Here is a 25359-nt window from a genome sequence, read left to right as displayed (position 1 = left end):
GAGTAATCTTGGGTAGTGATTCCGCTGTGCGCTTGATAAAGGTTGCGAGCTATCCCTTCCGCCGGCGGCGAAGTGACAGTGAGGTTCCCACGCACGGCCGACTGCGAGCCGCCGAACCCGGCGACTTATCTCGAGTCCGCCCCTCACTGAACCCGTGTCGGAGTTCGCGTTCGAACTCGAGTTGTGCGCCCGTCTCGAGGAGCGACGCGACGGGATCGTCGCCCGGCAACTCGGCGGCGGCGTCGCCGATCCCGGCGGGCGGATTCTCGACGCGGTCTGTATCGAGCCCGGTCCCGAGTTCGACGACCGCGTCGCGATCGCGAGCGAGTCGATCCCCGACGCCGCGATCGAGTCCGCCGTCGGTACCGGGCGGGCCCGCTACTGGAAGGACGCCTTCGACTGCCACCCCGAGCGCGCCCGCAGCGCCACGGAGCGGGCCCTCGAGATCGGCTTCTTCGAGCGCGATCACAGCGCCGGCGCGGTCGGCGGACGCGAGTACGTCCGGCAGGTCGCCCGCTACCCCGACTGGTACGACCGCATCGTCGGGATCGAGAACAAGCCCGACCTCGGGCGGCCGGGCGACCTCGAGGCCCAGTTGCGAACCGACGCGAGCCTCGCGCTGGTCGACGAGATCGTGCTCGCGACCGAGAGTTACGTCACGCGCGCACACCTGAACCGAATTCCCGACGAAGTCGGCGTCTGGCGAGTCCACCGCGACGGCGGCGACCCGACGGCCGAGACGGCACCGACGAGTGCGCTCGAGATCGAGGTGGTTCGGGAGCCGACGCCGCTGGCCGTCGACGAGCGCGGCATCGAACCCCTCGAATCCCACCCCGGCCGCACCGAGATCGCGACCGTCTCCGCCGACGCGAAGGCGCGAGCGCGCCGGCGGCTGGCCGAACGGGCCTACGGCAAGGGCTGGCGAACGTACGCGTTTCCGGACTGCGGGGCCTGTCGCCCCGAGGACGCGAGCGGTGCGACGCTGCCCTACTGCGAGTGGAAGGACCGGGTGGTCGACGCCGGTTCGGAGTGTGGCCCCTCGTGTCCGGGGTACGAGGCCGATCCGGGGGCCGAGACCGAGCCCGCGGTCGATCTCGAGGCCGAACGCGATCGCCGGACCGCGTGGGAGGCCGAGCCGAGCGGCAAGCGACGACGACAGTCCGGACTCGATCAGTTCGGCTGATCGGGGGTCGGCCGCTCGTTTCCCTCGAGCGGTCGAACGACGGCGCAGTCGGTCGCCTACAGCACGTACGTCTCGCCGTCGACCGCGAGCGGCTCCGCGAAGGCCTCCTCAGCGGGGTAGAAGTGGGCGAGGTGGACCAGCCGCGTCCGATCGGCGTTCAGTTTCTCCGCCATCGCGAGGGCTCCCTCTCGAGTCATGTGCTTCGTACCGAACGTCCGCGGGGTTCCCTCGGCGTCCTCGTGGCGACCGCCGATGGGGTGGTGCTCACAGAGGCTCGCGGGGACGATGGCGTCGGCGAGCAGGAGGTCTGCGTCGGCGAGGACATCACGGGACGCGGCGGGAATCTCGTAGCTCGTATCGCCGGTTACCGACAGTTTCGCACCCGTCACCGGGTCCTCGACGACGAGCCCGTAACAGACCAGCGGCGGGTGATCGACCGGGACCAACGTCACGTCGAGCCCGCAGATGCGGACCGTCTCGAGGGGCGTCGTCGGCACCACGGTCAGGGGCTCGAGGTAGTGATAGTCGTCCCGGACCGTCTCGGCGACGCTCTTTCCGGTCTCGGGGTCGGTCTCGTCGGCCGCGTAGACCTCGAGGGAGTCGAGCACGCGGAAGACGTTGCCCAGTCCGTCGAGGTGGTCGAAGTGGATGTGGGTGATGACGGCGGCGTCGGGCAGGGGTACCTCGTCGCGGAGGAACTGGGAGCGAAAGTCGGGGCTGAAATCGATCAGCAGCGATTCGTCGGTCCGCTCGTTCTCGACGTGGACCGAGAACCGCGTGCGTTCGACGCCGCGCTCGCGGGCGGCCTCGCAGGTGTCACAGTCACAGCCGACGGTCGGCGTCCCGGTCGTGTCGCCCGTACCCAGCAAGGTCACCCGCATCGGGCGGTGACACCTCCGGTTGACGTGGGCGACCGAGCGGCCGTCGGGCCGCGGTCGGCGTGGTCGGCGCTGTCGGCGCGTTCGACCCGCCGTCGCCTACACATACGAGGTCCCTTCCTCGAGCGCCGTCCGGATGAACGGGTGGTCCGTCTGCGATTCGAACCGGTCGATCGGCAGGACGTGAACCGAGAAGACGACGCCGTGTTCGAGCCCGACGGTCTCGCCGAGCGCCTCGAGTTCGCGTTCGACGTCCTCGGTCGCGTCCTCGAGGACCAGCAGTACCTCCACCGACGCGTGGACGCCGCGGTCGTCGCCACGGGCGGCGTCCCCGAAGACGACGAGCCGGCAGATCGAGTCGCCGTGGGCCGCCTGCGCCCGGTCGGCGAACGCGTCCGCGGCGGACCCCTCTGGCGCGCTATCGCTCATAGAGGGTGGTTGGCAGCCGTCACATAAAGGATATTCCCCGCGGGACGACCGGTCCCCGCTCCGTCACGGACCATCGGCCCGCCGTCGCGGTCGCGTTCGCGACGCAGGTCCCAGCCGTCGCGGTCACCGGCCGCGGATCGCCCTGTACCCCACGTACAGGGCGGTCGCCGCGAGGCCGGCGACGACCGCGGGCGAGACCCGTCGCTGGCGGAGCCGCGTGTAGAGACTCGACTCGGCGACGTGGCCCTCGTAGCCGCCGCGTTCCTCGAGGTTGCCGGTCGGATCCTCGAGCCCGTCCGATTCGGTCGGCGGCTCCGCCTTCCGCTGTTGGTCGACGAACACCGTCTCCATGAGGGTGTCCATCGCGCTCGAGAGGGTCCGCCCCATCGCGACCATGTTCTTCCCGCCGCCGCCGACGGTCACCTCGCGCTGGGGATCGGCCGCGGCGTCGAGGATCGTCCGCGCGACCGTCTCCGGCGCGTAGACGGGGGCCGGCAGCGAGGCTTCCGTCTCCATGTAGTTCTTCGCGTGCTCCGCGAACGGCGTGTCGATCGCGCTCGGTTTGACGAGCGTCACGGACACGGGTTCATCGTCTCGCTCGAGTTCCATGCGCAGCGAGTCGGTAAAGCCCTTGACCGCCTGTTTGGACGCCGAATAGCTGCCCTGCAGGATGATCGCGCGATCGGAGACGATGCTCCCGATATTGATGATCGCACCGCCGCTGTCTTTCTGCTTCAGGCGCTCGGCGGCCTCGAGCGAGCCGTACAGCACTCCCCAGACGTTGGTCTCGAACTGCTCGCGCATGTCCTCGACCGGAACCTCGGTTAGCTTGCCGTAGATGGAGATGCCCGCGCCGTTGACCCACGTATCGAAGCCGCCGTAGGTTTCCGCGGCCGTGTCGGCGATTTCGCGGACATCGTCCCGGTCGCCCACGTCGGCGACGACGTACTCGGCCTCGCCGCCGTCGTCGCGGATCTCCTCGGTCGCCTCCCGCAACGCGTCCTCGCTGCGGGCCGCGAGGACCACTCGCGCCCCGCGGTCCGCGGCCGTCCGCGCCGTCGTCAGGCCGATCCCCGACGACGCGCCGGTGATCACGATCGTCTGTTCCTCGAGCGGTTTCAGATCCGGATTGGGACTCATAGCAGTTGGGCTACCGCCTCGAGACGGTGCTACCTGACGCCTGTATTGGCATGGCAACCGGGCAGTCATCGGGTCGAGGGCCGATCGCGAGACTCGTTCGACCTCGATACCTCCGAACTGGCCGTTCGTACGACGGATGAACTGAGGACCAACCTCCCTCGAGTGCAGAGAGCGCCTATCTCTGTCGGCGGTCACAATCAATACGCAGCGGAAACGGCGAGGCGTGGGAACTTATAGGACGTGTCACAGTTGTAATAGTATGGCGGATGACCGCGCAGACGGCCACTCAGAGGAGTCCCAGCAGCACCCCCGCGAGACACGAATGACGACGTCCGTCGATTCGTCCCTCCGGACGGACCCTCGCGTTCTGGGACTCTCCGTCTCGGGAGTCCTGGTGGGTATCGCCGCGTCAGTTCATCTGTCGGGCGAATACACGGCCGTTGAGACAGCGAGCATCCTCGCTCTCGTTCCAGTTATCGCGATCGCAACGATGCTCTCCCACCGATTTCGATAGGAATCGTGTGCCGAAGTCCCAGTCCGGCCGGCTTCTACTGGGACGGTTTGCTGGTGTCATCGCTCGAGGCCCTGTTTCGTAAAAAGACCGATAGCGCCGTCTCGAGACCCGCTCCGAAGCAACGTCAGTGATCGTGGTCGTGATCGTGATCGTGCGAGTGACCGCCGTCGGACCCGTGGTCCGACGAGGATCGCCTCGCATCACTCGGCTCGCCGCCGTCGCTGGCTGCATCGCCGAGGTCGCCGCCCGCGACGAGCGCGTCGTGATCGCCCTCCATCATGTCCATGTTCTTCAGCGTGTCCCGCTCCTCGAACTCCTCGACGGCGTTCATGAGGTCCTCCTGTGTCAGCGTCGTCCGGTCCTCGGTCAGCGCCTCGAGCACCGCTTCCCGGAGCACCATTCGGAGGTCGCTGCCGGTCAGGCCCTCGGTGACCTCGGCGATGAGTTGCGGATCGAACTCGTCGATATCCATCGTGCGGGTGATCAGGCCGAGGATGTCCGCCCGCATGCCGCGGTCGGGCTTGGGGAAGTTGATGATTTCGTCGAAGCGCCGCCACGCGGCGTCGTCGAGTTGGTCGGGGTGGTTGGTCGCGCCGATGAGCAGGACATCGTCCTCGATGAGCGAGATGTTGTCGATGCTCTTGAGGAGGGTGTTGACGGCCCGTTTGAGCGCGGCGTGTTCGTCGCTGCGCCGCGTCTTCGCAACGAAGTCGAACTCGTCGATGAAGAGGATACACGGCGAGAGTCGCTTTGCGACCTCGAAGGTCTTGTCGACGTTTTTGGCCGTCTCGCCGAGGTACTGGCTCGTGATCATCGAGAGTTTCACCTCGACGAACGGCAGGTCCATGTCCTGTGCCAGCGCCTGTGCCGTGGAGGTCTTCCCGGTGCCCGGCGGCCCGACGAACAGCAGTTTCCCGATCTCTCGCAGGCCGATGTTCGCGAGGTAATCCCGGTGTTCGATCGCCTTCGAGATCTTGTTGAGTTCGTTCTGCTGGTCCTCGGTGAGCACGAGGTCGTCCAGCGACATGTCGACTTCCTCGGGCGCACGAACCTCGACGAGGTCGAGCATCTCCTCGTCTTCCTCCTCGTCGAAGTACTCCTCGAGGAGGCCGTCGATCCAGACGCGGTCGGCCTGAATCGGCCGGTTTCGCTCGCGGGCCTCCTCGTGGGTGACCGCGAAGTCGTAGTCGTCGTGATTCGCGAAGTGTTTCGCGAGCGTCGGGTTCTCGAGCAGGCGCTCGTCGTCGACGCGCTCGGCGAACCACTCCTCGGCCATCCCCCGCTGGGCGAGGGTGATCGTTCCCGAGAACTCGTCGCGCTCGGTGAACATGAGGTCGGAGACGGCCTCCCACGGGCGGTCGACGCCGGTCGCCTCGCGGGCGGTCGTCGTCGTCACCGACAGCGGGCGACTGATCCCGGCGGGTTTGCGCCCGCTTCCGCCGCCGTCTCCGTCGTCCCCGTCCTCGTCGACGCCGCCGGTCCAGTAGACCCGGCGGAACGACGGCGGGAGGTCGTTCTCGTCCAGCGTCCGGTCGTCCGAATACACGCTCGTCGTGAGCAGAAATTCCACGACATCGAGCGCCGCGTCACTCATTCCGTGAGCGTACTCGCTACACGTTCTTAACAGCGTCGTCCCGCGCAACGTATGTGACCGCGTTCCATCCCGAGCGGTCCCGCGGTGGCGGTTCAGCGACGGAAACCGGCACAACCGTTTTCGTGTATCGGCTCACAGTCACCAGTATGAACGTGTTGCTGGGTCTGGGCGGCAGCGACGAGTCGGTGAAGACGCTCCGACGGACCATCGAGCGGACGCGCGAGGTCGGTGACGACCTGACGATCGTCGTCCTCGATAAACCCGAGTCGAAACGCTCGCAGGACGAAATGTATCAGCAAGCCGTCGACGCCCTCGAGGAGGGTGACATCACCGACGTCGCGGTCGAGAAACTCGAGGGCGATCCCGGAAGCGCGCTCGTCAATTACGCCGAGCAGGGCGAGTACGACCAGTTGGTCATCGGCGGCGGCACCCTGAGCCCGATGGGGAAGATTCAGCTCGGCCCGATCACCGAGTTCGTCCTGTTGAACGCGCCGACGACGGTCAAACTGGTGCGATAACGATGTCCGGATCGCGTCAGTATCCGGACGACCCGTCCGGGCCGTTCCCCTCGCCGCCGACGACGGTCGAGGACCGCGAGGGGCGATCGGTCGAGATTCGGGCACCCGAGGCGTTCGCCGACGAGGCGCTCGCGGACGTCGTCGAGATGTACACCGAGTTCGACCCGACCGACCGCGCACAGGGAATCCCGCCGACCGGCGAGGAGCGCATCCGCAACTGGCTCGAGACGATCGGCGAGGATAGCGTTAACGTCGTCGCCCGCCACGACGGCGACGTGATCGCCCACGCGATGCTCGTCCCCGACACCGACGATCCGTCCGCGATCGAGCACAGGAGAGACATCGAGTGGGAGCTGGCGATCTTCGTCCTGCAGGCCTACCAGCGGGCCGGTATCGGGACGACGCTGCTCGAGAACCTCCTCGGCCACGCAAGCGATGTCGGCATCGAGCGCGTGTGGCTGACCGTCGAGCGCTGGAACAACCCGGCGATCGCGCTCTACGAGCGAGTCGGCTTCGAATCGACCGGCACCGAGAGCTTCGAACAGGAGATGGCGATCTTGCTCGAGGGCGATGGCGACGATGGCAACGGCGACAACGACCGCTGAACGCCCGCTGTAGTAGTTTCATCCGACCGGAATCAGACCGACAGCACCGGCTGGCTCGCGTACGAGAGGACGTACTCGGCGGCCTTCTCGAGGACCTCCGCCTCGGCTCGCGTCACGGGTTCCCGGGGGAGGACGATGAAGTCGGCGTCGATATCGTCGGCCGTGTCGAGGACGACGTTCCCGGGGTGGCGCGTCTTCCGCGTCTGCGAGAAGCCGTCGTCGACCGCGGTCGAGAGCGGAACGCCGGCGTCGTCGGCGATGGTGCTGATGTCGTCGAAAAAGCCCTGCGTGTTCTCCGCGATGTCGGTTTCGTCGACCGTCCCGGCGTCCAGTCCCCGGACGACGCCGCGTCCGAGGACGAACAGCGCGTGGACGGAGGCGTCGTACCGGTCGGCGACGGCGACGGCGTACTCGACGGCGGTGGCGGACTCGTCGCTCCCGTCGACCGGTGCGAGAACTGTGTCGACGGTAAACGGCTCGCTGGCGTCCATACGCGGCAGTGGGTGGCCCGTCACAAAAAAGCCACCCCACGGCTCCCGCGTGCGGTCGTCACCGGCCCCCGCAGAACGGGGACGTTTAAGCGGGTACGAGCGCAATCCCCGGTCATGTTCGATACGGTCGTGGTCGCCACCGACGGCTCCGACAGCGTGAAACGGGCCGTCGACATCGCGCTCGATCTCGCCGACCGATTCGACGCCGAGGTCCACGCGCTCTCGGTGATCGACGCCAGCGAGGTCGACGCCTCGCCCGAGCAGCTCCGGGCCGAACTCCGCACCGCCCTCGAGACGACAGCCGACGCCGCGCTCGCTACCGTCGAGGAGCGGGCAGAGCGGGACGTGACGACCGCCACCCGCGAGGGCCGGCCCGCCGTCGAAATCTGCGAGTACGCCCGGGAGATCGACGCCGACGTGATCGCGACGGGGACCCGCGGTCGCCACGGCGAGAACCGCCTGCTGCTCGGCAGCGTCGCCGAGCGGATCGTCCGCACCTCGCCCGTGCCCGTCCTGACGGTCCGCCAACTCGAGCCGGCGGGCGATGGCGACGGCGAAGACGGCGACGAGATCCCCGCGAACGCCTGATCAAGGACGCGTTCGGCCGCGTCGTCTCGCGATACCGGCGGTTACTTCCCCGCCGGTCACCCAGTACGTCCCATGTACGACGAACTTATCCAGAGCGGCGATCTGTCGCTCGCCCGGAAGTCGGTACTGCCGGGAACCGGATTCTTCCTGCCAGATACGCTCGAGGACGACCTCGAAGACCAGCAGACCGAGGCCGCACTCGAGGGGGCCGAGGTCGCGGTCATCGCGGACCCGGACGCCGACGGACTGGCCTGTGTCGCCCTCCTTCGAGAGGCCTACGACGACGTGCAGAACATTCCGGACCCCGACGAGGACGGTGACGGAGACGATGCGGACCGGCCGGAATCGGTCGCGGACGCGACCGACGACGCCGACGAGGAGAACGTCGTCATCGCGGCCGGAGACGCCGACGAGCCGCTCGAGGAACCGGAACCGACGCCGCACACCGTCGCGCTCGTTCCCGCGAGCCCCCACGACGTGGAAGACGCGCTGGCTCGCGTCGCCGAGTACGGCGACGAAGGGATCGACATCTTCGTCTGCGACCTCGCGCCGGACCGATACGAGTACGTCGAGGACGAGCTCGCGGCCGCGCTCGAGACCGCGGACTCGATCGCGTGGTACGACCACCACCAGTGGGGCGACGACGTGGCGCGGGCGGTCCGCGAGACCGGCGTCGACCTCGTGATCGGCGACTCCGACGAGGAGTGTTCCGCCGACGTGGTCTATCGCTCGCTCGAGTACGAGTTCGACCCGATGTACGAGGAACTCGCGGCGGTCACGCGGGATCACGATCTCTGGCTGCGCGAGGACCCGCGCAGCGACGATTTGGCGGACTACGCTTACTGGACCGACCCCGCCGAGTACGTCGAGGTCGTCCGCGAGTACGGCGTCGACCTCCCCGAGTGGGTCACGGACTACATCGCCGAGCGCCGCGTCGAGAAGGAGGCGCTCATCGACCAGGCGGTCGGCCGAGCGGAACTCCGCGAGATCGGCGGCTACACGGTCGGGATCACCTACGGCCGCTGTTCGCAAAACGAGGTCGCGGAAGCCATGCGCGAGCAGGGTGCCGACGCCTCGGTGATCGTCAAACCCGCCGGGTCGGCCTCGATCCGCGGCACCGACGAATTCGAACTGTGCCACGAGGTCGCGGGGAAGGTAAACGGCGGCGGCCACCCCAAGGCCGCGGGCTGTAAACCCGACATCTACGACGACATGCTCGACTACGCGAACCACTGGACGACCCGCGGGGCTGTGACGAAACGGGTCATCCTCGACGCGTTCCGCGACGTCGTCGACGAGGCAGCCGAAGAACAAGCGGCGGAAGCGGACGACGCGGACGCAAGCGACGACTGATCGACTCGTTTTGTCATAACTATTAAACGATCGATATAGGGCGCTCTGTATCACTTCGGACTGGTCAACCGATGTGCGGTGGCGCGCGCTGGACCGCAACGAACGACTGTGAGCCGCGGTCCGAAGCCGTGCGAGGTCGTCGCGAGTGGAACGAGCGACTGCATGGAAGACGCAGCGGGTCTTCCAGTGGACGAGCGCGGGAACGGAGTGACTGAGCGAGTCGGTTGGGGAGGGCGCGGCGATTCCCTGTTGCCACGATAGCAGCGCACGCATCCCGTCAGATATCTCGGAATATAGCCTCCTGCAGAAATCCGCCGACAGTCAGTTGGCCTGACGAATCACTGCCGAGACGCGAAGTATCGCATGACGAGTTGCAAGACGTGAACGAAGACGCCGGCGACGGCGATGTAGACGCCGATCGTCTGGAGCGCGACCGACTCGGTCCGCTGGTCGCGGACCTTCCAGATCTCCCAGCCCAGTCGGAGCAGGAATCCCAGAAAGACGAGGACGAACCCGAGGAGCAACACCGGCGCGTAAAACGTCCCGAGCAGAATCGCGACGAGACCGCCGATAAACGCGTAGTTGGCGTAGGAACCCCAGTGCTCGAACGACTTCGAGCGCGCGTAGACGTAGGCCGCGATGACGGCGGTCAACACGGCGACCACGACCGCGGTGACGGCGAGAATCGGCAACTGAGATTCGCGGGGCGCAAACCGGAGCACCCCGGCCCCGAAGATTCCGAACGCCAACTGGAGAATCACCATCCCGACGAACGCGATGCCCGTATCGCCGCCCTCGACGCCCCGCTCGGCGACCAACTGGCCGGCCATGATCGCTGCGCCGTAGGCGATCGCACCGATGATCGGGAACCGAAACAGGTAGTCGTTGACGTTCGAGAGCGGCGTGCTCACGAGGCCGTACATCACCACCACGTTGAGCGCCATCAGGACGCTCGCGCCGCCGATCACGCGCGCCTCGCGGCTCGAGAGACCGAACCCGCGGCCGGTCTCGGTCGGGGTTCCGGTCGAGCTCATTCACCCTCGATAGGCCGTCCTCGAGCAAAAGGAGACGGCCGACAGGTGACGGTGTCAGGAACCGAACCGGTGGATCGGTGCTCGAGTGCGGAACGAGAGACCGGGACTCGAGCGGAACCCCGTGGTAGACGAACGCGTCCGTTCAGTGGCGGCGACGGCAGAGTCAGTCGCCCGCGGTCCACCGATCCGAGAACGCCGTCCCGCACGTACACTGGGCGTAGGCGTGGATGACATCCCCGTCGGCGTAGATGCCGCCGACCTCCTCGTTTTGCGCTTCGGCGAACGCGAAGACGAACTGGACCGCGTGGCTCTCGTCGTCGTCCGCATCCGGACACTGCCCGCCCGTCAGATCGTCGTCGATCTCCCCCTCGTTGCTCATCGCGGATTTCGCGAACTCCATCGCGCCGGTGCCGGTCGCCGCCTGAAAGGCGCCCCGCCCGCGCTCGCCGTCGACGACGATCAGCGTGCCGTCGTCGACCCGGTCGCCGAACCGCTCGAGTCGCTCGTCGGAGACGTAGGAATCGGCCAGAAACAGCGCGACGTCCTCGAGGCGGTCGCCCGCCAGAAACTCCGCACGTGGGTTGCTCATGACGGCGGATTCGCGCTCGAGGTGGAAAAAGGGAGTTATTCGCAGCCGTTCGATCGGCCGCCGACCGAACGGCGTACACGCCGTGGCGTCCCCAGTAGTTCAGACCTCGAGATCGGACGCGGCCAGCATCACCTGCAGTGCCTCGCTGGGCGACATGTCCTCGTCGAGCTGGCCGGCGTACCACGTCAGGAGATCGACGAACACCTCGCGGACGTCGTGTGACGTCGCGCGGTGGTGTGCGACCGCCCCGTCGGTCTTCAGCGAGATATCGACGCCGTGGGGCTCGGGCGCATCGGCGAGCGTCCCGCCGTCGCCTCGAGCGTCGACCGACGGCTCCGTCGGTGCGTCCGCCGCGTCGCTCTCGGGCGACTGACGCGTATTCAGTTCGTCAGTCTCCGCCCTGATTACGTACTGGTTCTCGGCGAGTTCGCGAACGTGATCACCCTCGAGCGAGAGGTCGTCCGGCTCGAGGACCGTGTCCGTGTCGGTGTCTCGTGTGTCAGTCATGGGTTTCTGATCGGAATGTATTGCGCGATGAGTTCCGCGATCGGAAGCGCGAACTGTCGGCCGCTGCCGAAGTACTCGAGCCCCGAGAGGAGCAGGAACACCGCCATCGCCGCGACGGCCAGTGCGAGCGCGAGCGCCCCGACGCGGTCTCCCCTATCGGTTCGCGTCGCGACGACGACCCACGACGCGAGGACGCCGGCGACGCAGAGATTGACGACCGCGTGCGTCTGCACGATGCTCCCGACGGCTAGGTTGGCGTTGAACGCGGCGATCGCGGCCGCGATTCCGACGGCCGTGAACCCGCACGTCGCCAGCGCGAACGGTCGCCACTCCCGATCGGCGACCCGGCGAACCGGCTCGAGGCGGAACACGCCGTACAGCAGGAACGGGACGATGGGTGCGAGATATCGAACCGTGATCGTCGAGTGCAGTGGGAGCCGCGAGAGGTACAGGAGACTGAAGAGGCAGACGTAGCAGGCGGCGAAGACGTCCGTCTGCGTGAGCGGGTCACGGAGTCGCTGACGAATCTCGCGGCGACTCACCGCGTGCCGGGCGACCGCGAGGGGGGCCGCGACGAGCGCCCCCAGAACCGGCGCGGACTCGAGGATCGTGAGCTCGACGGTCTGACCGCCGGTCTGACTGTAGTCGACGCCCGGAATGCGCCCGCTCCGGAGAAAAACGTGGGAGAGCCGATCGGTGTCCAGCGAGTCGACGCCGGTGTTGAGGAGTCCGCCGAACACGTCCAGCGCGTTCAGCGCACCGTCGATTCCCGCCGACACCATCGCGACTGCCCCACCGACGAGTCGCGTGAAGACGCTCGTCGGGCCGGTAGTCGAGCCGCTGCTCGAGGTCGGTCCCGTTCCGCCACCGCTCGATTGTGAGTCAGTACCGCCACCGCTCGAGCCGCTATCGCCGGACGCGGTTCCACCGGTGTCTCCCGTAGCGGCCTCGCCGCCCGATTCGGCACCGCCCGCGTCCGTTCCGACGGTATCGACCAGCACGTCGCCGCCGGTGTAGGTCGACAGCAATCGCGGCGGCTTGACCGGATTGCCCGTGATGAGCGTATTCGTCGCGAAAAACGGCACCAGCGAGAGGGCGAACACGCCGCCGATGAGTCCGAGGGTCCGCGGATCCCTCGAGCGGGCCGTCAACAGATCCGCGGGGACGAGCACGGTGAGCAACGCGAGCGCTTCGGGAGCGTGAATCCACGCCGTCCCGCCGACGGCCGCGTAGGAGAGCGCTCGGAACGTGACTCCCTCGTCGCCGTCCGCGATGGCTGCGCGGCTCCGATAGAAACCGTACAGCGCGATCAGGGCGAGCAGCGCCGTCAGCGCGTGACGTTTCGGGATGGACGCCCAGAACCCGATCGGGACGAGCACGACACCCGTGATCCCGGCCGTCGTCGCGACCCGTCGACCGTGTGCGTGTTCGAACAACCGGTAGAGGACGACCGGTACGAATCCGGCCGCGACCATCGTGCTCACCTGCAGCGCGAGCAGCGGAAACAGCCGGGGCGGCAGCTCGGTCGCCGTCGCGAGGTTCGCCTGAAAGAGGCCGAACGCGAGCGCACAGCCGGCCAGCGTCGCGAGACGGCCGCGTCCGAGCAGGTGACCAAGCTGGACGCAGAAAGCGAGCACCAGCAAACTCCACAGCGCCGCGATGGCGATCCGCACATCGGCGACGAGCGCGATCGCCTCGAGCCCCCAGAGGAACGGGAGTGCGAAGACGACGTGGCCGTAGTTTCGCGCGTAGAGCCGGCCGTCCACGATGTTCATACCGGGTGTCGACGGATCCGCCGGCCCGTAGACGACCTGCGAGATGTGCAGGTGGCCCTCCGAAACGGCGACGAGCGCGTTCCCGATGGCGAACGTGTCGACGATGAAAATGTCGACGCGCCAGTAGAGCGCGAACAGTACGAGCGCCCCGAGGTAGAGGGTGAGTCCGGTTCGGTCACCGAACAGTAGCCGAACGAGTAGCGTTCGGTCGACCTCGAGACCAGTTAGCTCCTCGCGAACTCGGTGAGCGGTACTCATTCGGGCACCTCGAGGGCGACGGTTTCTTCGATCACGGGAAAGGCCATGTTGTCGGACTCCGCGGTGACCGTTACTGTGGCCTCGACGCTCGAGTTCTCGGTATCCCCGACCGACCCGTCGGGAATCGAGAGCGGAACCGATCGTTCTGTTCCCGGGGAAATACTACTGGTCGCGTTCTCGCTGTAATCCAGTTCGGGAACCGAAACGCGGTAGGTCACCGCGACCGGTTCCGAACCGGTTTCGACGTAGACCAGCGCGTCGGGGATCTCGAGTCGGTGCGAGTTGGTGTTCGTTTGCTCGAGCGAGATATTTTGAGCGGGAACCTGTGTGGGAGAGACGAACAGCTGTCTATCGACAGAAACACCCTCTTCATTCCCGGCGAACGAGGTATAGAGTTCCACCGATTCGTCAGCGGAGTCAGTGGCGTTGATCGCAGGAACCAGCGGTCCGGCCGCGAGCGTAACGAGTAGTATGCAAAGCGCGGTTACGACGACGCACTGGTGTTCTCGTTCCATAAAAATCGGAGGGAATCGATCCCTAATTAGACGATGACGTAGTCCTTGTCACCGAACGTGTTCGGGACACTGACCCCATAGACGGATGTCGCACCGGACTGGTCGACAAACTTGATCGTCGCGTCGGAGCCGGTCAAGAGGCCAGCACCGTTCGATTCGATCGCAGCGAGGTCGAGCTGAACGGACACTCGCTCGTCGCTGTTAACGAGCGCGTCTTCCTGCCCAGACGTACTCTCTAGGGACGTTGCGAACTCAGTACCACTAGTAGCAGTCGCGTAAGTCAGCGTCTTGGCCGTCGAATCACTCGTATACTGGATCGTTGCCGATGTAAGATCGATCTCCTCGGAACCTGCAGATTTCTTGATTGTAATACTGAGATCGGTAACGACATCAACGGTTTCGTCAGTACCATCATCGTCAACGTCGACACTACCCGTACCAGTAGTCCCGACCGCGTCAACTACCGAAATCTGGTTTGCGACCTCCTGTTGCGTGTCGGACCCCGTACTCGAGGCCTGACTCTGGAGGAGTCCGGCCGTGTTAATCAGTACGCCCGCTGCGATCGCTGCGACGAGCACCATTGCGATGAACACGATCAGGGTACCGATACCGACCTGACCGCGCTCGTCTGCGTCTGTAAGTTTTTCGAACATTATGTGTACACCCTGAGTGCCGTCCTCGCCCGGTCGGTTCCGTCGTGGCAATTGGTGCCACCGTGAAACCTCGAGACGCCCGCGGGGGCGTCGGTCCCCGGCTCGACGGGCTGCTCCCGTCGCTCCCGCGGTGGGCGTGGCGACGGGCCACGAGTCGTGTCCCGTCGAAGGCCGGAGTGTGGCGAGTGGTTCGGCATCACAGTATCTGGGGATGCACCCCAGCGGACACATCGCTCAGTCGGACTATCAAGCTCCGTATCACCTCAGACCGCGTATCGAGACTCGACTCACGTCTCGAAACACGGCGCGAACTCGAGCGCACATCTATAGGAACACCGCAACTACGGGTGAGTAGCATGACCGTATCGTCCGACGAGGATCGCCGCCGAGAGCGCTCGAGCGCGGCGAGCCGTCGAAGCACGCGCTCGCGGAGGGAGTAGATGGAGTTCGGACTCGATTCCCTCCGCGACTTCATCGAAGACTTCCTCAGCGATAGCGGCGGCCGCCGCGGGCGCGAGCGCGAACAACAGCGCCAACAGCAGGACGACCCGTTCGAGGAGACGGCGGCCGACGCGCAGACAAGGGAGTCGACGGACGGGGCGGACAGTGACGAACGCGTCGAGTCCGAGCCCGATTCGGGCGGCAGCGGTGGCGGTGGCGGCGGACTGTTCGGCCGCGGCGCCTCGTCGACCGACGAGGAGGAACTCGACGATCTCTACTACCGGCTCGACGAACTCGAGGAGCAACTCGAGGACAAGAGTTCGGAGTTGGGCACGGTCCAGGACTCCCAGCAGCAGGTCGCGGATCGCGTCGAGGAGATGAACGACACGGTCCGCCAGCTGCTCGGGGTCTACGACATGTTGACCGACGACGTGAACCCGTTTACGGGAGCCGGCGAGGAACGGAACGGATTCGGCGTCTTCGGCGAAGACGAGTCGCCGCCCGAGGAGCCGACCCGGAGCGGCGTCGGCGTCGCGGACGGCGGTACGAAGAGCGCGGAGGAGACGGTGTCCTTCGACGACCTCAAAGACGTCATCGAGGACGCGGCGGCCCAGTCCGACGGTGACGGCAGTGGTGAGACGATCGCGTTCGACGAGGACAGCGACGCCGACGACACCACCGTCGAAGTGCAAGCCACCGAGAGCGTCGACGAGTCGGACGCGGACGACGCGGACGAAGACGATGGGAACGACGAGGGTGGCTCCGACGTCACCCTCGAGACGCTCGCGGACACGTACGCGACAGATATCATCGTCCTCGAGTGGCTGACCGAACTGGTCCGGACGGCCGGCCCGGCCGCGACGCTGCGTGCGATTTCGTACTACAGCGAGATCGGCTGGATCGACGAGGAGGTCAGGGACCACCTCGAGGCGATGCTCAGCGGTCCGGACCTCGACATTCACGTCGATCCGGGGACGACGCCGGACGAACTGACCGCCGAGGATCACGCCGACAGCTACACGTACATCATGAAGCTCCAGGAGATCCACAAGACCAAACGGGAGATCGAACCGGACGCCGAGACGGGGACGTAGCCGTGATCCGAGCCGACGACGGAGGACGGTGATTCGACGTGGGATTCAGTACCAGCGGGGCGACGGCGATCATCGTCGTGGGCGTCCTCGTCGCCGCGGGGATCGCCTACCCGGTGTTCCAGACGGCCCACGAAAATCGGTCAACGGCGATCGACGACCGCGACGATCGACGCCTCGAGATGCGAAACACGGCGATCCAGATCGACTCGCAGGGCTACAACCAGAGCGGGAACGAGGAGTTCATCATGCACGTGAATAACACCGGCTCGACGACGCTTTCGGTCGCCGAGACGGATCTCTTGATCGACGGCGATTATCAAAGCCGGAGCACCTACGAGACGAGCGTCGATGGAGTCGCCGACCGCGAACTGTGGCAGCCCGGAGAGACACTGAACGTCACGGTCTCGACCGACCCGAACAGGGTAAAGCTCGTGACCGAACACGGAATCGCCGAGACGGTGGTGCGGTAACTATGGCGGGCGATTCCGTCTCGACGCTGATCCTGTTCATCGCCGCGATGTTGGTCGCGGCCGGCGTCGCCGGGACGCTGGTGACCAACGTCAACGAACTCAGCAACTCGGTCGATACCCAGAGTGCCGACGTGACGGACAAGATCGATACCGACATCGAGATCATCAGCGATCCGGGGAGCGATGCGGTGTACAACTCGGACGGCGCGGAGAACGTCACGCTCCTCGTGAAAAACACCGGCCAGAAGACCCTTGCCGACGACGGAACCGGTCTCGACGTGCTGGTCAACGGCTCGTACATCTCGGACGAGGCGATGACGGTCACGGTGCAAGACGACGGCGGGCCGTGGCGACGGGGCACAGTCGCCGAACTCGAGATCGACCAGTCGCTCGCGACGGGCGCGGAACACCGGGTGCAGGTGACCGTCAACGGTGCGGAAGAGGTGTTCGAATTCTACGTCTCATGACAGCGTATCACTCCATCGGACTGACCGATCGCGACCGCGTGAACAACGCCATCGGCGGCGGAATCCCAGCAGGGAGTATCGTCCTCATCGAAGGCCAAGACGGCGCGGGCAAGAGCGCGCTCTCCCAGCGCTTTTCCTACGGGATGGCGACCGAGGACGCCTACGTCACGTACGTCTCGACGGAGCTGAAATCGTGGGAGTTCGTCCAGCAGATGAATTCGTTATCCTACGACGTGGTCGACCTGCTGTTGGACGAGCAGTTGCTATTCTTGCACGCGAACGTCGACACCCGCAACGAAGGGCAGGAACGACAACTGCTGGGTCGGCTCGCGGGCGCGGAGACGCTCTGGAAGGCAGACGTCGTCTTCGTGGACACGCTGTCGTCGCTCCTGCGGAACGATCCGAACTACGAGGCGGTCATCAACGAGGGCGACGAGGACCACGTCATCCAGCGGCTCGTCACGTTCCTGCGGCAGGTGACCATGCGGGACAAGTCCGTCGTGCTGACCGTCGATCCGACGAGCGTCCGCGATGACGCGTTGCGACCGCTGCGAAACGTCGCCGACATCTACCTCGAGATCGAGACGAACACGGTCGGACAGGAGATCAGACGGAAGGTCCTGGTCCGGCGGTTCCAGAACATGAAGAACCCGGTCGACGATTCCATCGGCTTCAGCGTCCAGCAGGGCCGCGGGCTCTCGATCGTCAGCAGGACGGTGGCCTAGATGTCCGACTTCGGCACCGCTCGACTCGAGAGCAAACTCGACGCGCTGGCCGACGACTACCCGCATCTCAGGGAGCACCTCGAGTGGTTCTACGAGGAGTACGGCGAGTACCCGAAGCTCATCGACGAGCCAAGCGGCGAGTGGGAGTCGGATCGACCCAACGTCATCTACGAGGCCGAGGCACCGATCTTCTGCCACGTCCACGGCGATCTGGGAATCGACACCACCTACTACTGCGTCGAGCCGACCCTCGAGGACGAGGACAAGGCGCTGTACAACCGCATCCGCCAGAAAATCCTCGACAAGAGCGTCACCCGGCCGGCACCGGGCAACGACGAGGAGTTCGAGGAGCATCTGGACGAACTCCTAGACGAGGTCGTCGAAGTGACCTCGGGAATCACCGGGCAGTCGATCGGCCGGCTCAAGTCGTTCGGGACGAGCAAGATCGCGCTCTCGAGCGACCAGTTCACCCGGTTGCGATACCAGCTCCAGCGCGACATCGTCGGCCTCGGCCCGCTGGAACCGGTAATGGTCGATACGGCCAACGAGGACATCCACGTGATCGGGCCCAAACAGTGTTACCTCGATCACGGCACCTACGGGATGATCTCGGCGACGGTCGACTTCGGGACGCCCGAGGAGTTCGAGCAGTGGCTGCGCAACATGGGCGAGCGGATGAACCACCCCGTCAGCGACTCCGATCCGGTCATCGACGCGACCCTGCCCGACGGCTCGCGTATCAACATCATCTACTCCGACGACGTCTCGGTGCAGGGGCCCTCGCTGACCATCCGACAGGGCGAGGAGATCCCGCTGTCGGTCTTCCAGATCACGAAGTGGGGGACCCTGAGTCCGGAGCTCGCGGCCTACCTCTGGCTCTGTCTCGAGAACGAACAGACCGTCTTCGTCGTCGGCGAGACGGCATCCGGAAAGACCACGACGCTGAACGCCGCGCTGTCGTTCATCCCGCGGGACGCGAAGATCTACACGGCAGAAGACACCGCGGAGGTCATTCCGCCCCACAACACGTGGCAGCAACTGCTCACCCGCGAGGGGTCGGGCGACGAGTCGGCCGACGTGGACATGTTCGATCTGGTCGCGGCCGCGCTCCGATCCCGTCCCGACTACATCGTCGTGGGTGAGGTCCGCGGAGCGGAGGGGCAGATGGCGTTTCAGGCGGCCCAGACCGGCCACCCGGTCATGCTGACCTTCCACGCCAGCGACATCGTCTCGATGATCCAGCGCTTTACCGGGGCCCCGATCAACGTCCCCGAGACGTTCATGGACAACTGCGACGTCGCGCTGTTCCAGAACCGGGTCAAACAGGGCGACGACGTCCTCCGTCGGGTGACCTCGGTCCAGGAGATCGAGGGCTACTCCGACTACGAGGGCGGGGTCGTCACCCGACAGGCGTTCAAGTGGGACCCCCGCGACGACGAGGTCGCCTTCACCGGCCGCAACAACTCCTTCGTCCTCGAGGAACAGATCGCGACGCTGCTGGGCTACGAGGACACCCGGAAAATCTACGACGAACTCGACCGCCGGGCGGAGATCATCCGCCAACTCATCGACGCCGACGTACTCGGCTACCACGAGGTCAACGACGCGATCGCCGACTTCCAGCGCGACGGCCTCGAGGGGCTTCCCATCCGGATCAGCGGCATCGATCAGTTCGCCTGAGATCACCATGTCGACCGACTCCCAGTCCGCGCCCGATATGAGCGCTCGATCGGTCCTCGAGTCGCTCAACATGGCGTACGCGAACATGGAGATGTCCGCCTCGCGGTATCTCCTGTTGGTCATCGCGCCCGCGTTCGTGTTCTTCCTCGGATCGGGAGTGGCAGTCCTCGCGCTCGGGCTCTCGCTGATGATCGGGCTCCCGGTCGTCCTGTTGGGGCTATTGGCGATGGTCGTCGCGATCATCTACCCCAAGCTGGCCCAAGACCGCAAGCGAAAGCAGGTCCGCCAGCGCTTTCACCTCTTCCTGACCCACATCACGGTCCTCTCGATGACGAACATCAACCGCGTCGAGATCTTCCGGACCCTCGCGGAGGAAGACGAGTACGACGCCCTCGCCGAGGAGATGGGGCATCTCGTCGCGATGGTCGACACGTGGAATCAGAGCTTAGACGACGCCTGCCGGCTGCGCGCCAAACAGACCACGAGCCCGCTCTTAACCGACTTCTTGGAGCGGCTCGCGTACACCGTCGGCGGCGGCCAGCAGATCAGCGAGTTCCTGATGGACGAACAGGATACGATCATCCAGCAGTTCGTCACCCGCTACGAGGCCGATCTGGCGAAACTCGACGTGATGAAGGAGCTGTACATGTCGATGATGCTGTCGGTGGCGTTTATCCTCGTGTTTGCCATCGTCCTGCCGATCCTGATCGGGACCAATCCGACGGTGCTGATCGGCGGTACCATCGTCATGTTCTCGATCGTGCAGGTGGCGTTCGTCTACGCGATCCACGTCGTCTCGCCGTACGATCCCATCTGGTACATCGAGGAGACCGAGGGGACCGGCCCGCTGACCCGGATCCCGCGGGCGCTCGCGATCGGGATCGGGTGCAGCGTCGTCCTCGCGCTCGTCATGGTCCTCGCCGCGCTCGGGATCGTTCCCGTCATCGCCGATCGCGTCCCGCTCCCGCTCATGGCCGCGATTCCCGTCACGCCGCTGTTGCTTCCCGGCTGGCGGATGCGCCAAGAGGAACAGAAGGTCAAGGTCCGCGACGGGGAGTTCCCCAGTTTCATCCGCGCACTCGGGGCCGTCGAGAGCGTCAAACAGACCTCGACCGGCAGCGTCTTGGAGAGCCTGCGGCGCAAGGACTTCGGGGCCCTGACCGATAACGTCGACGCGCTCTACAAGCGTCTGAACATGCGGATCGACGACATCCGCTCGTGGCGGCTGTTCGCCGCCGAAACCGGCTCTTACCTCATCCAGAAGTTCGGCGACATGTACGTCATCGGTCGCCAGATGGGCGGCGACCCGCAGGTGCTCGGACAGGTCATCAGCGAGAACCAGAACGAGGTACTCAAAGTCCGCGAGCAACGCCAGCAGGCGACGATGACGCTGATCGGGGTGCTCTACGGCATCACGGCCGCCGCCGTCTTCTCGTTTTTCGTCGGCCTCGAGGTCGTCGAGATCATGATGAACATCACGAGCGAGATGAACTTGGAGGAACAGAGCGACGTCGCCGGGAACCTGCTCAGTACCGAACAGTATAACATTCAGACTATCGAGTACCTGCTGATCCTAACGATCCTCATCAACGCCGCGCTCTCGGCGGTCATGATCCGCATCACCGACCGCGGCCACATGATCAGCGCCCTGGTCCACTTCGTCATCATGACGTGGCTCGGTGCGGTGATCGCCGTCATCACGCAGTACGTCGTCAACGTCGTCATCAGCGTCTGAGGCCGGCGGTTCGGGTTGGAATCGCTTCTTGGGTGGACTCAAAACACCGACTCGAGAGCCGGGTCCGCCTCTCGGCCGCCGTGCGGCAGCCGTTTCCGGTGGCGACTCACCGCTCGTAATGACGCGAATCTTCTTGACCGTTCCGCGACTGGAACAGCAATAGACCGGCGATGCCGGCCACCCCATGTCAGACTCACAGCCCTACCTCGAGACGCTCGAACGATCGGCCGGGCGAACCGACGCCACCATCCAGTGGGCGCGCTTTCTCGGCGAGACCTTCGGGACGACGGGCGCGCTGAACTGCCTGCGCTACTACGAGGACCTGGGCTGGATCAGCCCGCTCGTCCGCGAGCAGATGACCTCCTACCTGCGCGGGCTCTCGCTCGGCGAGATTCACAACAAACGCTACGACGAACCGACGACGCTGGAGTACCCCCTCGAGTCCCTGAGCGGGACGCTCTTTAGCGCACACGCCCAGAGCCTCGAGTACATCGCGATGATTCGGGGCGACGACCTCGAGGAACACGTAATGATCGCGCGGATGGCCGAACGGCGAGTCGAACGACGGATCGACGACGAGGACGGCGAGGACGACGCCGACGAACCGAACGAGATGGTCAGTATCATCCGCGACGGCCCGTCATCTCATTGACCATATATCCGACGAAGGGCCACAACAGTTATCAAGGAGACCCACCACCATCGTAGAAATGGATATATCCATACGATATATGCGTTAATCGACCGTTCGTCTTCTTTTCACACCCACACCCGGCAATCACGATACGAGTCGACCAGTAGCCAGTTATTGCGTCATTCACTGCGTCTTGATTTATAGCAAAAGTAGATTGTTCGGTTCCCCGTCCCTTAATACGTCTCAGCGTCAGGAATTCAGTAGTCGTGAAGGCGTCCCGTCTTCGAGCGCCCGTCGACGTGCGTGGTCGGCGGCCGCAAAACGGGCCTCTCACGAAACCCCCATCTGGTGATCGTCAATGCGTGAGGACACACCCAATACCGAATCCGTGCTCGACGAACTGTCGAGGGCGGCGACTGCGGACAACCAGTCGGAATCGTACGACCTCTCCCTCGGATCGACCGAGGACGGAACGAAAGACATCGAGCGCGAACTCGACGAGCTGATGGAGCAGGTAAACAGCGCGCTCCCGACCGACGAGGTCCAGTTCGACGAGGCCATCATCAAGGAGAACCTCGATGAAATCCTCCTGATGCTCATCGCGCTCCACGAGGAGACCCACGGCAAGGAACTCCTCTCTGACCTGACCCACCTCTTCGGTGCACAGCTCAGCCCGGGTACCGTCTACCCGAGCCTGCACAACTTAGAGGAAGACGACGTGCTCTCGATGCACGCCAAGGTTCGAACCAAGGAGTACTCCATCGCCGACGAGGAGTACGTCCGTGCGACCGTCGAGCGAACGATGGTCCAGCATCTCGCCTTCGGACTCCTGCTGTACGCCTTCCTCCCCCGGCTCTGAGCCGGTCGCGGTTTCCGTTTCTTCGAACTCCGAGAGCACTCGCTGTCCGAAAACAGACCTAGCTAGCGAGAACCGCGACCCAATCGCTCCTCGGACGACAAAACTCGAGTACGAGATGCGCCGCTACCGGCCGCTGTGTCGCCGGTATCGATCCCGTCCGTCAGGACTCCTCGAGATCCTTCGCAATCTCGCTCAGGCTCTCGGTTGGCGGTTCGCGGGCGTCGTAGTAGGCCGTCTCGCCGGGCGCGCGACAGCCGTAGAGGAACTCGGGTTCGACGACGTCGATCAGCACCGAGCCGCCCGCCGGTACGTCGTGGTCGTCGGTCCACTCGGCCAGCCGGTCGGTCGCGCCGCTGGGGTCTCGAGCCAGATCCGGCGTGTCGTAAATACCCGGAATCGACAGTTCTTCGCCCGTTAGCGCGCGCTCGACCCGCGCGAACCGTTCCTCGCCGTCGAGTGCAACCCGGACGACCTCGTCGGTCGGGAACTGGTCGCGATCGTCGGCCGGCACCTCGAGTTTGACCCCCGTCGCCGTCTCCGTACACGTCGATCTAACCGTGTCTACGGCGGGGTGGTCGCTCGCAATTCTGTCTGACATGAAAACGAATCGGATTGAAATCGACGCTGCTTACTCGTCGTCGGCGTCGCCGAGCAGTTCGTCGACATCGGTACTGCCGCGCTCGGTGATCGAGGCGTTGATCTGTGCGACGGCGTCGGAGACCTCGCGGCCTCGGACGGTGATTCGGCGGCGCTCGCCGTCTCGGGACGGCTTGTAGCCGGTCTGCTCGCCGGTCATCAGGACCTCCTTCAGGTTCGGCCCTGCAACCTCCTCGTTGAGCGGCCGGCCGGCCTCGTCGGAGCCGCCGGTGATCTCGAGCGTGTAGCCGTCGAGTCCGACCGAGCCGCCGTCGACCTCGTCGCCGATCGACTTGCTGATGAATCGGTTCGCGTCCTGGTCCTCCGCCTCGAGCTGGTGGGACGACCCGGACTCTGGGTCGCCGACAACGACAGTGAAACTTGCCATGCCCGACGGAAGACGGCCGTCGCTCAAAAGAACATCGATCCCGCCGAAATTTTACGCTGCGGTCTATCGCGCTCGCGACCACCGCGAGCGCGATGTCCCTCGGTAAAATTTCGATTAAAAGCACTCCTCCCTCCGTTTCGACCCCTCCGGGGTCTCCACATCGGTCGTCGGCCCGCTCGCTCACCCTTCGGGTTCGCTCGCGGTCGGTACCGGGTAACGTCCTGCCCTTCCCCGGGTCGCACGGCTCTCGCGTTGCTCGAGCCGTCCTCCCGGCCACTACGAGGAGAATTGTCTACCTCGGCATCCAATTCGCTCGAACAGTCAAGTATGTCGAACGCCTACGAGGAATCGTGTTCATCGATCCCGGGCGACTCGAGGTGCGCCTGCGCGAGGAGTTCGGCGGGACGAGCGGGCAGTCGCGGGTGGTCGTTCGACAGGCCGTCGATCTGGCCGATTCCGGCCAGTACGAGGCCGATATGGGGGAGGCGCTGACGAACGACCTCGTCCTCGAGGAGTTGGCGGACGCTCCCGAGGGGACCCCGCCGGAGCGGTGGAACTGGTGGATCGGGTCGCTCGAGATCGCATACGGCGGCTACGGCCGGTTCGGAATCCGGACGTATCGGAAATAGCCGCCCGGGTCGGATGGCAACACCGATTGTCCTCCGTGACGTACGGGGGCCTATGAGTGAGCTGTCGCGACCGGTCTGGCCGGCGTATCCGCTGTCCGCGCTCGTTGCCGGCCTCGGCCACTGTTACCTCGGTCAGTGGAAACGCGGCGGGATCTGGTTCGGCTGCTACGGGCTCGCGCTCGCGTTCCTGAGCGCGCGGTCGCTGTCGGGCGCGCTCGAGCCGGGTAATCCGTTCGTCGTGACGGCCCTGCAGTTCGACGCGGTGAGCTACACCGACGTGGCCGTGCCGCTCGCGATCCTCCTTATTTGCCTACTCGACGTGTATCTCATCGGGCTGGCCGAACGGGCCGGCGTCCCGGTGGCCGGGGCGGACGACCGCCGCTCGAACAGTTCCTGACGGCTCCTCGAGCCGCGACGCGAGTCAAACGGGCCGCGATCCGACCGGTGTCGCCGCGTGGTTTTTGTGCGCGTCCGACGAACGGTGTGTATGGGACGACTCAGTTCCGTCCTGCTGAAGGGAGTCGGCGTGCTCGTGCTCGCGCTCATCGTACTGAGCGTCGTCGGAACGATCCTCGGGATCGCGCTCTCGGTCATCGCGGCCGTCCTCTCGATGATCGTGTCGCTCGCGATCATGGGTCTGTTCGCGTTGGCAGTCGTCGGACTATTCTCGATGCTCAGCGGTCGCTCGAGCCCCGCCGAGGAGCCGGATTCACAACGGCAGTCGACTGACCAGCCCGATCCCGAGGAACGCCTTCGCTCCCGGTACGTCGCCGGCGAACTCGAGGACGAGGAGTTCGAACGCGAACTCGAGCGGCTCCTCGCGGACGATCGACAGGACCGAACCGAGAGCGGGCGGGCGAGCGGACACACCACGGCGAACGAGACGCGGCGGCTCCGCGATCGGTAGGCTGGCGCTGTCCGCGAGAGCCCGACACCCGGCGACCGGAACCAACGGAGGCAAGCCGCGCGAGGTCCGA

General features: G+C 65.4%; 29 protein-coding genes. 16 read left to right on the top strand and 13 right to left on the bottom strand.

Going from position 1 to position 25359, the window contains the following annotated elements; genetic code table 11:
• Window positions 1-154: 154 nt before the first annotated feature.
• Window positions 155-1183, top strand: a complete 1029-nt coding sequence (locus tag FEJ81_RS03085; RefSeq protein WP_138243894.1) for a DUF5787 family protein — start codon at window positions 155-157, stop codon at window positions 1181-1183.
• 56 nt (window positions 1184-1239) lie between these two features.
• Here FEJ81_RS03085 and FEJ81_RS03080 read toward each other — a convergent pair whose 3' ends face one another.
• The 4 genes from FEJ81_RS03080 to FEJ81_RS03065 form a co-directional block, all read right to left on the bottom strand.
• Window positions 1240-2064, bottom strand: a complete 825-nt coding sequence (locus tag FEJ81_RS03080; RefSeq protein WP_138243893.1) for an MBL fold metallo-hydrolase — start codon at window positions 2062-2064, stop codon at window positions 1240-1242.
• 96 nt (window positions 2065-2160) lie between these two features.
• Entirely contained in the window at window positions 2161-2490 is a 330-nt protein-coding gene (locus FEJ81_RS03075; RefSeq protein ID WP_138243892.1) for a hypothetical protein, read from the bottom strand.
• A 123-nt stretch (window positions 2491-2613) separates the two neighbouring features.
• The gene (locus FEJ81_RS03070; RefSeq protein WP_138243891.1) at window positions 2614-3630 is read right to left on the bottom strand and encodes an SDR family oxidoreductase; all 1017 of its coding nucleotides are present in this window, start codon (window positions 3628-3630) and stop codon (window positions 2614-2616) included.
• 638 nt (window positions 3631-4268) lie between these two features.
• Complete coding sequence (locus FEJ81_RS03065) at window positions 4269-5738, bottom strand: ATP-binding protein (protein ID WP_138243890.1); 1470 nt, start codon at window positions 5736-5738, stop codon at window positions 4269-4271.
• A 146-nt stretch (window positions 5739-5884) separates the two neighbouring features.
• On the opposite strand from FEJ81_RS03065, the gene FEJ81_RS03060 reads away from it, so the two are divergent.
• Both FEJ81_RS03060 and FEJ81_RS03055 read left to right on the top strand, forming a co-directional pair.
• On the top strand, window positions 5885-6256 hold the full coding sequence (locus FEJ81_RS03060; protein WP_138243889.1) for a universal stress protein: 372 nt from the start codon (window positions 5885-5887) through the stop codon (window positions 6254-6256).
• 2 nt (window positions 6257-6258) lie between these two features.
• Window positions 6259-6861 carry a GNAT family N-acetyltransferase gene (locus FEJ81_RS03055; protein WP_138243888.1) on the top strand — a complete coding sequence of 201 codons (603 nt, stop codon included), beginning with the start codon at window positions 6259-6261 and terminating at the stop codon, window positions 6859-6861.
• Between the two features lie 32 nt (window positions 6862-6893).
• Here FEJ81_RS03055 and FEJ81_RS03050 read toward each other — a convergent pair whose 3' ends face one another.
• The gene (locus tag FEJ81_RS03050; protein ID WP_138243887.1) at window positions 6894-7352 is read right to left on the bottom strand and encodes a universal stress protein; all 459 of its coding nucleotides are present in this window, start codon (window positions 7350-7352) and stop codon (window positions 6894-6896) included.
• A gap of 114 nt (window positions 7353-7466) precedes the next feature.
• Here FEJ81_RS03050 and FEJ81_RS03045 point away from each other — a divergent pair, with 114 nt between their 5' ends.
• Together FEJ81_RS03045 and FEJ81_RS03040 are read left to right on the top strand one after the other, a co-directional pair.
• Window positions 7467-7940 (top strand): universal stress protein, encoded by a 474-nt coding sequence (locus FEJ81_RS03045; RefSeq protein WP_138243886.1) that lies wholly within the window; start codon window positions 7467-7469, stop codon window positions 7938-7940.
• 72 nt (window positions 7941-8012) lie between these two features.
• The gene (locus FEJ81_RS03040) at window positions 8013-9293 is read left to right on the top strand and encodes a DHH family phosphoesterase (protein ID WP_138243885.1); all 1281 of its coding nucleotides are present in this window, start codon (window positions 8013-8015) and stop codon (window positions 9291-9293) included.
• A 338-nt stretch (window positions 9294-9631) separates the two neighbouring features.
• Here FEJ81_RS03040 and FEJ81_RS03035 read toward each other — a convergent pair whose 3' ends face one another.
• The 6 genes from FEJ81_RS03035 to FEJ81_RS03010 all read right to left on the bottom strand — a co-directional run bounded on the left by FEJ81_RS03035 (window position 9632) and on the right by FEJ81_RS03010 (window position 14624).
• A complete protein-coding gene (locus FEJ81_RS03035) occupies window positions 9632-10327 on the bottom strand; it encodes a hypothetical protein (protein WP_138243884.1) in 696 nt (231 codons plus the stop codon).
• A gap of 163 nt (window positions 10328-10490) precedes the next feature.
• A complete protein-coding gene (locus FEJ81_RS03030) occupies window positions 10491-10916 on the bottom strand; it encodes a DUF5807 family protein (RefSeq protein ID WP_138243883.1) in 426 nt (141 codons plus the stop codon).
• Between the two features lie 99 nt (window positions 10917-11015).
• A complete protein-coding gene (locus FEJ81_RS03025) occupies window positions 11016-11423 on the bottom strand; it encodes a DUF7500 family protein (RefSeq protein ID WP_138243882.1) in 408 nt (135 codons plus the stop codon).
• Entirely contained in the window at window positions 11420-13456 is a 2037-nt protein-coding gene (locus FEJ81_RS03020) for a hypothetical protein (protein WP_138243881.1), read from the bottom strand. The genes FEJ81_RS03025 and FEJ81_RS03020 overlap by 4 nt, the downstream gene beginning before the upstream one ends.
• Window positions 13453-13971 carry a hypothetical protein gene (locus tag FEJ81_RS03015; RefSeq protein ID WP_138243880.1) on the bottom strand — a complete coding sequence of 173 codons (519 nt, stop codon included), beginning with the start codon at window positions 13969-13971 and terminating at the stop codon, window positions 13453-13455. Before FEJ81_RS03015 ends, FEJ81_RS03020 begins: the two co-directional genes overlap by 4 nt.
• A gap of 26 nt (window positions 13972-13997) precedes the next feature.
• Entirely contained in the window at window positions 13998-14624 is a 627-nt protein-coding gene (locus tag FEJ81_RS03010; protein ID WP_138246704.1) for an archaellin/type IV pilin N-terminal domain-containing protein, read from the bottom strand.
• Window positions 14625-15064: 440 nt separating this feature from the next.
• Between FEJ81_RS03010 and FEJ81_RS03005 the strand changes: the two genes are divergently transcribed.
• The 8 genes from FEJ81_RS03005 to FEJ81_RS02970 all read left to right on the top strand — a co-directional run bounded on the left by FEJ81_RS03005 (window position 15065) and on the right by FEJ81_RS02970 (window position 22729).
• Entirely contained in the window at window positions 15065-16159 is a 1095-nt protein-coding gene (locus FEJ81_RS03005; RefSeq protein WP_138243879.1) for a FlaD/FlaE family flagellar protein, read from the top strand.
• Window positions 16160-16197: 38 nt separating this feature from the next.
• On the top strand, window positions 16198-16629 hold the full coding sequence (arlF, locus tag FEJ81_RS03000; protein ID WP_138243878.1) for an archaellum stator protein ArlF: 432 nt from the start codon (window positions 16198-16200) through the stop codon (window positions 16627-16629).
• 2 nt (window positions 16630-16631) lie between these two features.
• The gene (arlG, locus tag FEJ81_RS02995; protein WP_138243877.1) at window positions 16632-17096 is read left to right on the top strand and encodes an archaellum stator protein ArlG; all 465 of its coding nucleotides are present in this window, start codon (window positions 16632-16634) and stop codon (window positions 17094-17096) included.
• Complete coding sequence (arlH, locus tag FEJ81_RS02990) at window positions 17093-17821, top strand: archaellum protein ArlH (RefSeq protein ID WP_138243876.1); 729 nt, start codon at window positions 17093-17095, stop codon at window positions 17819-17821. The genes arlG and arlH overlap by 4 nt, the downstream gene beginning before the upstream one ends.
• Window positions 17822-19501, top strand: coding sequence for a type II/IV secretion system ATPase subunit (locus FEJ81_RS02985; protein ID WP_138243875.1), 1680 nt, complete (start codon window positions 17822-17824; stop codon window positions 19499-19501).
• 7 nt (window positions 19502-19508) lie between these two features.
• Entirely contained in the window at window positions 19509-21236 is a 1728-nt protein-coding gene (gene flaJ, locus FEJ81_RS02980) for an archaellar assembly protein FlaJ (RefSeq protein ID WP_138243874.1), read from the top strand.
• Window positions 21237-21420: 184 nt separating this feature from the next.
• Entirely contained in the window at window positions 21421-21888 is a 468-nt protein-coding gene (locus FEJ81_RS02975) for a FlaD/FlaE family flagellar protein (protein WP_138243873.1), read from the top strand.
• 340 nt (window positions 21889-22228) lie between these two features.
• Window positions 22229-22729 carry a helix-turn-helix transcriptional regulator gene (locus FEJ81_RS02970; protein WP_138243872.1) on the top strand — a complete coding sequence of 167 codons (501 nt, stop codon included), beginning with the start codon at window positions 22229-22231 and terminating at the stop codon, window positions 22727-22729.
• Window positions 22730-22889: 160 nt separating this feature from the next.
• Here FEJ81_RS02970 and FEJ81_RS02965 read toward each other — a convergent pair whose 3' ends face one another.
• Both FEJ81_RS02965 and FEJ81_RS02960 read right to left on the bottom strand, forming a co-directional pair.
• A complete protein-coding gene (locus FEJ81_RS02965; RefSeq protein ID WP_138243871.1) occupies window positions 22890-23327 on the bottom strand; it encodes a DUF7112 family protein in 438 nt (145 codons plus the stop codon).
• Between the two features lie 30 nt (window positions 23328-23357).
• On the bottom strand, window positions 23358-23753 hold the full coding sequence (locus FEJ81_RS02960) for a 30S ribosomal protein S6e (RefSeq protein ID WP_138243870.1): 396 nt from the start codon (window positions 23751-23753) through the stop codon (window positions 23358-23360).
• Between the two features lie 350 nt (window positions 23754-24103).
• Here FEJ81_RS02960 and FEJ81_RS02955 point away from each other — a divergent pair, with 350 nt between their 5' ends.
• From FEJ81_RS02955 to FEJ81_RS02945, 3 genes are all read left to right on the top strand, one after another.
• Window positions 24104-24382, top strand: a complete 279-nt coding sequence (locus tag FEJ81_RS02955; protein WP_138243869.1) for a hypothetical protein — start codon at window positions 24104-24106, stop codon at window positions 24380-24382.
• A 52-nt stretch (window positions 24383-24434) separates the two neighbouring features.
• A complete protein-coding gene (locus FEJ81_RS02950) occupies window positions 24435-24779 on the top strand; it encodes a hypothetical protein (protein ID WP_138243868.1) in 345 nt (114 codons plus the stop codon).
• 90 nt (window positions 24780-24869) lie between these two features.
• A complete protein-coding gene (locus FEJ81_RS02945; RefSeq protein WP_138243867.1) occupies window positions 24870-25289 on the top strand; it encodes an SHOCT domain-containing protein in 420 nt (139 codons plus the stop codon).
• Window positions 25290-25359 lie beyond the last annotated feature (70 nt).

This window comes from Natrinema versiforme, from assembly GCF_005576615.1.
Classification (GTDB): domain Archaea; phylum Halobacteriota; class Halobacteria; order Halobacteriales; family Natrialbaceae; genus Natrinema; species Natrinema versiforme_A.
This window is presented reverse-complemented; position numbering and strand designations above follow the sequence as displayed.

Coding starts and splice junctions, on each gene's coding strand:
- arlH (WP_138243876.1), top strand. CDS start 17,093: ATGACAGCGTATCACTCCATCGGACTGACCGATCGCGACCGCGTGAAC.
- FEJ81_RS03015 (WP_138243880.1), bottom strand. CDS start 13,971: ATGGAACGAGAACACCAGTGCGTCGTCGTAACCGCGCTTTGCATACTA.
- FEJ81_RS03025 (WP_138243882.1), bottom strand. CDS start 11,423: ATGACTGACACACGAGACACCGACACGGACACGGTCCTCGAGCCGGAC.
- FEJ81_RS02965 (WP_138243871.1), bottom strand. CDS start 23,327: ATGTCAGACAGAATTGCGAGCGACCACCCCGCCGTAGACACGGTTAGA.
- FEJ81_RS03020 (WP_138243881.1), bottom strand. CDS start 13,456: ATGAGTACCGCTCACCGAGTTCGCGAGGAGCTAACTGGTCTCGAGGTC.
- FEJ81_RS02985 (WP_138243875.1), top strand. CDS start 17,822: ATGTCCGACTTCGGCACCGCTCGACTCGAGAGCAAACTCGACGCGCTG.
- FEJ81_RS02950 (WP_138243868.1), top strand. CDS start 24,435: ATGAGTGAGCTGTCGCGACCGGTCTGGCCGGCGTATCCGCTGTCCGCG.
- FEJ81_RS02970 (WP_138243872.1), top strand. CDS start 22,229: ATGCGTGAGGACACACCCAATACCGAATCCGTGCTCGACGAACTGTCG.
- FEJ81_RS03055 (WP_138243888.1), top strand. CDS start 6,259: ATGTCCGGATCGCGTCAGTATCCGGACGACCCGTCCGGGCCGTTCCCC.
- FEJ81_RS02975 (WP_138243873.1), top strand. CDS start 21,421: ATGTCAGACTCACAGCCCTACCTCGAGACGCTCGAACGATCGGCCGGG.
- FEJ81_RS03080 (WP_138243893.1), bottom strand. CDS start 2,064: ATGCGGGTGACCTTGCTGGGTACGGGCGACACGACCGGGACGCCGACC.
- FEJ81_RS03005 (WP_138243879.1), top strand. CDS start 15,065: ATGGAGTTCGGACTCGATTCCCTCCGCGACTTCATCGAAGACTTCCTC.
- FEJ81_RS03045 (WP_138243886.1), top strand. CDS start 7,467: ATGTTCGATACGGTCGTGGTCGCCACCGACGGCTCCGACAGCGTGAAA.
- FEJ81_RS03075 (WP_138243892.1), bottom strand. CDS start 2,490: ATGAGCGATAGCGCGCCAGAGGGGTCCGCCGCGGACGCGTTCGCCGAC.
- FEJ81_RS03050 (WP_138243887.1), bottom strand. CDS start 7,352: ATGGACGCCAGCGAGCCGTTTACCGTCGACACAGTTCTCGCACCGGTC.
- FEJ81_RS03060 (WP_138243889.1), top strand. CDS start 5,885: ATGAACGTGTTGCTGGGTCTGGGCGGCAGCGACGAGTCGGTGAAGACG.
- flaJ (WP_138243874.1), top strand. CDS start 19,509: ATGTCGACCGACTCCCAGTCCGCGCCCGATATGAGCGCTCGATCGGTC.
- arlG (WP_138243877.1), top strand. CDS start 16,632: ATGGCGGGCGATTCCGTCTCGACGCTGATCCTGTTCATCGCCGCGATG.
- FEJ81_RS03035 (WP_138243884.1), bottom strand. CDS start 10,327: ATGAGCTCGACCGGAACCCCGACCGAGACCGGCCGCGGGTTCGGTCTC.
- FEJ81_RS03070 (WP_138243891.1), bottom strand. CDS start 3,630: ATGAGTCCCAATCCGGATCTGAAACCGCTCGAGGAACAGACGATCGTG.
- FEJ81_RS02945 (WP_138243867.1), top strand. CDS start 24,870: ATGGGACGACTCAGTTCCGTCCTGCTGAAGGGAGTCGGCGTGCTCGTG.
- FEJ81_RS03065 (WP_138243890.1), bottom strand. CDS start 5,738: ATGAGTGACGCGGCGCTCGATGTCGTGGAATTTCTGCTCACGACGAGC.
- FEJ81_RS03010 (WP_138246704.1), bottom strand. CDS start 14,624: ATGTTCGAAAAACTTACAGACGCAGACGAGCGCGGTCAGGTCGGTATC.
- FEJ81_RS03030 (WP_138243883.1), bottom strand. CDS start 10,916: ATGAGCAACCCACGTGCGGAGTTTCTGGCGGGCGACCGCCTCGAGGAC.
- FEJ81_RS02960 (WP_138243870.1), bottom strand. CDS start 23,753: ATGGCAAGTTTCACTGTCGTTGTCGGCGACCCAGAGTCCGGGTCGTCC.
- FEJ81_RS03040 (WP_138243885.1), top strand. CDS start 8,013: ATGTACGACGAACTTATCCAGAGCGGCGATCTGTCGCTCGCCCGGAAG.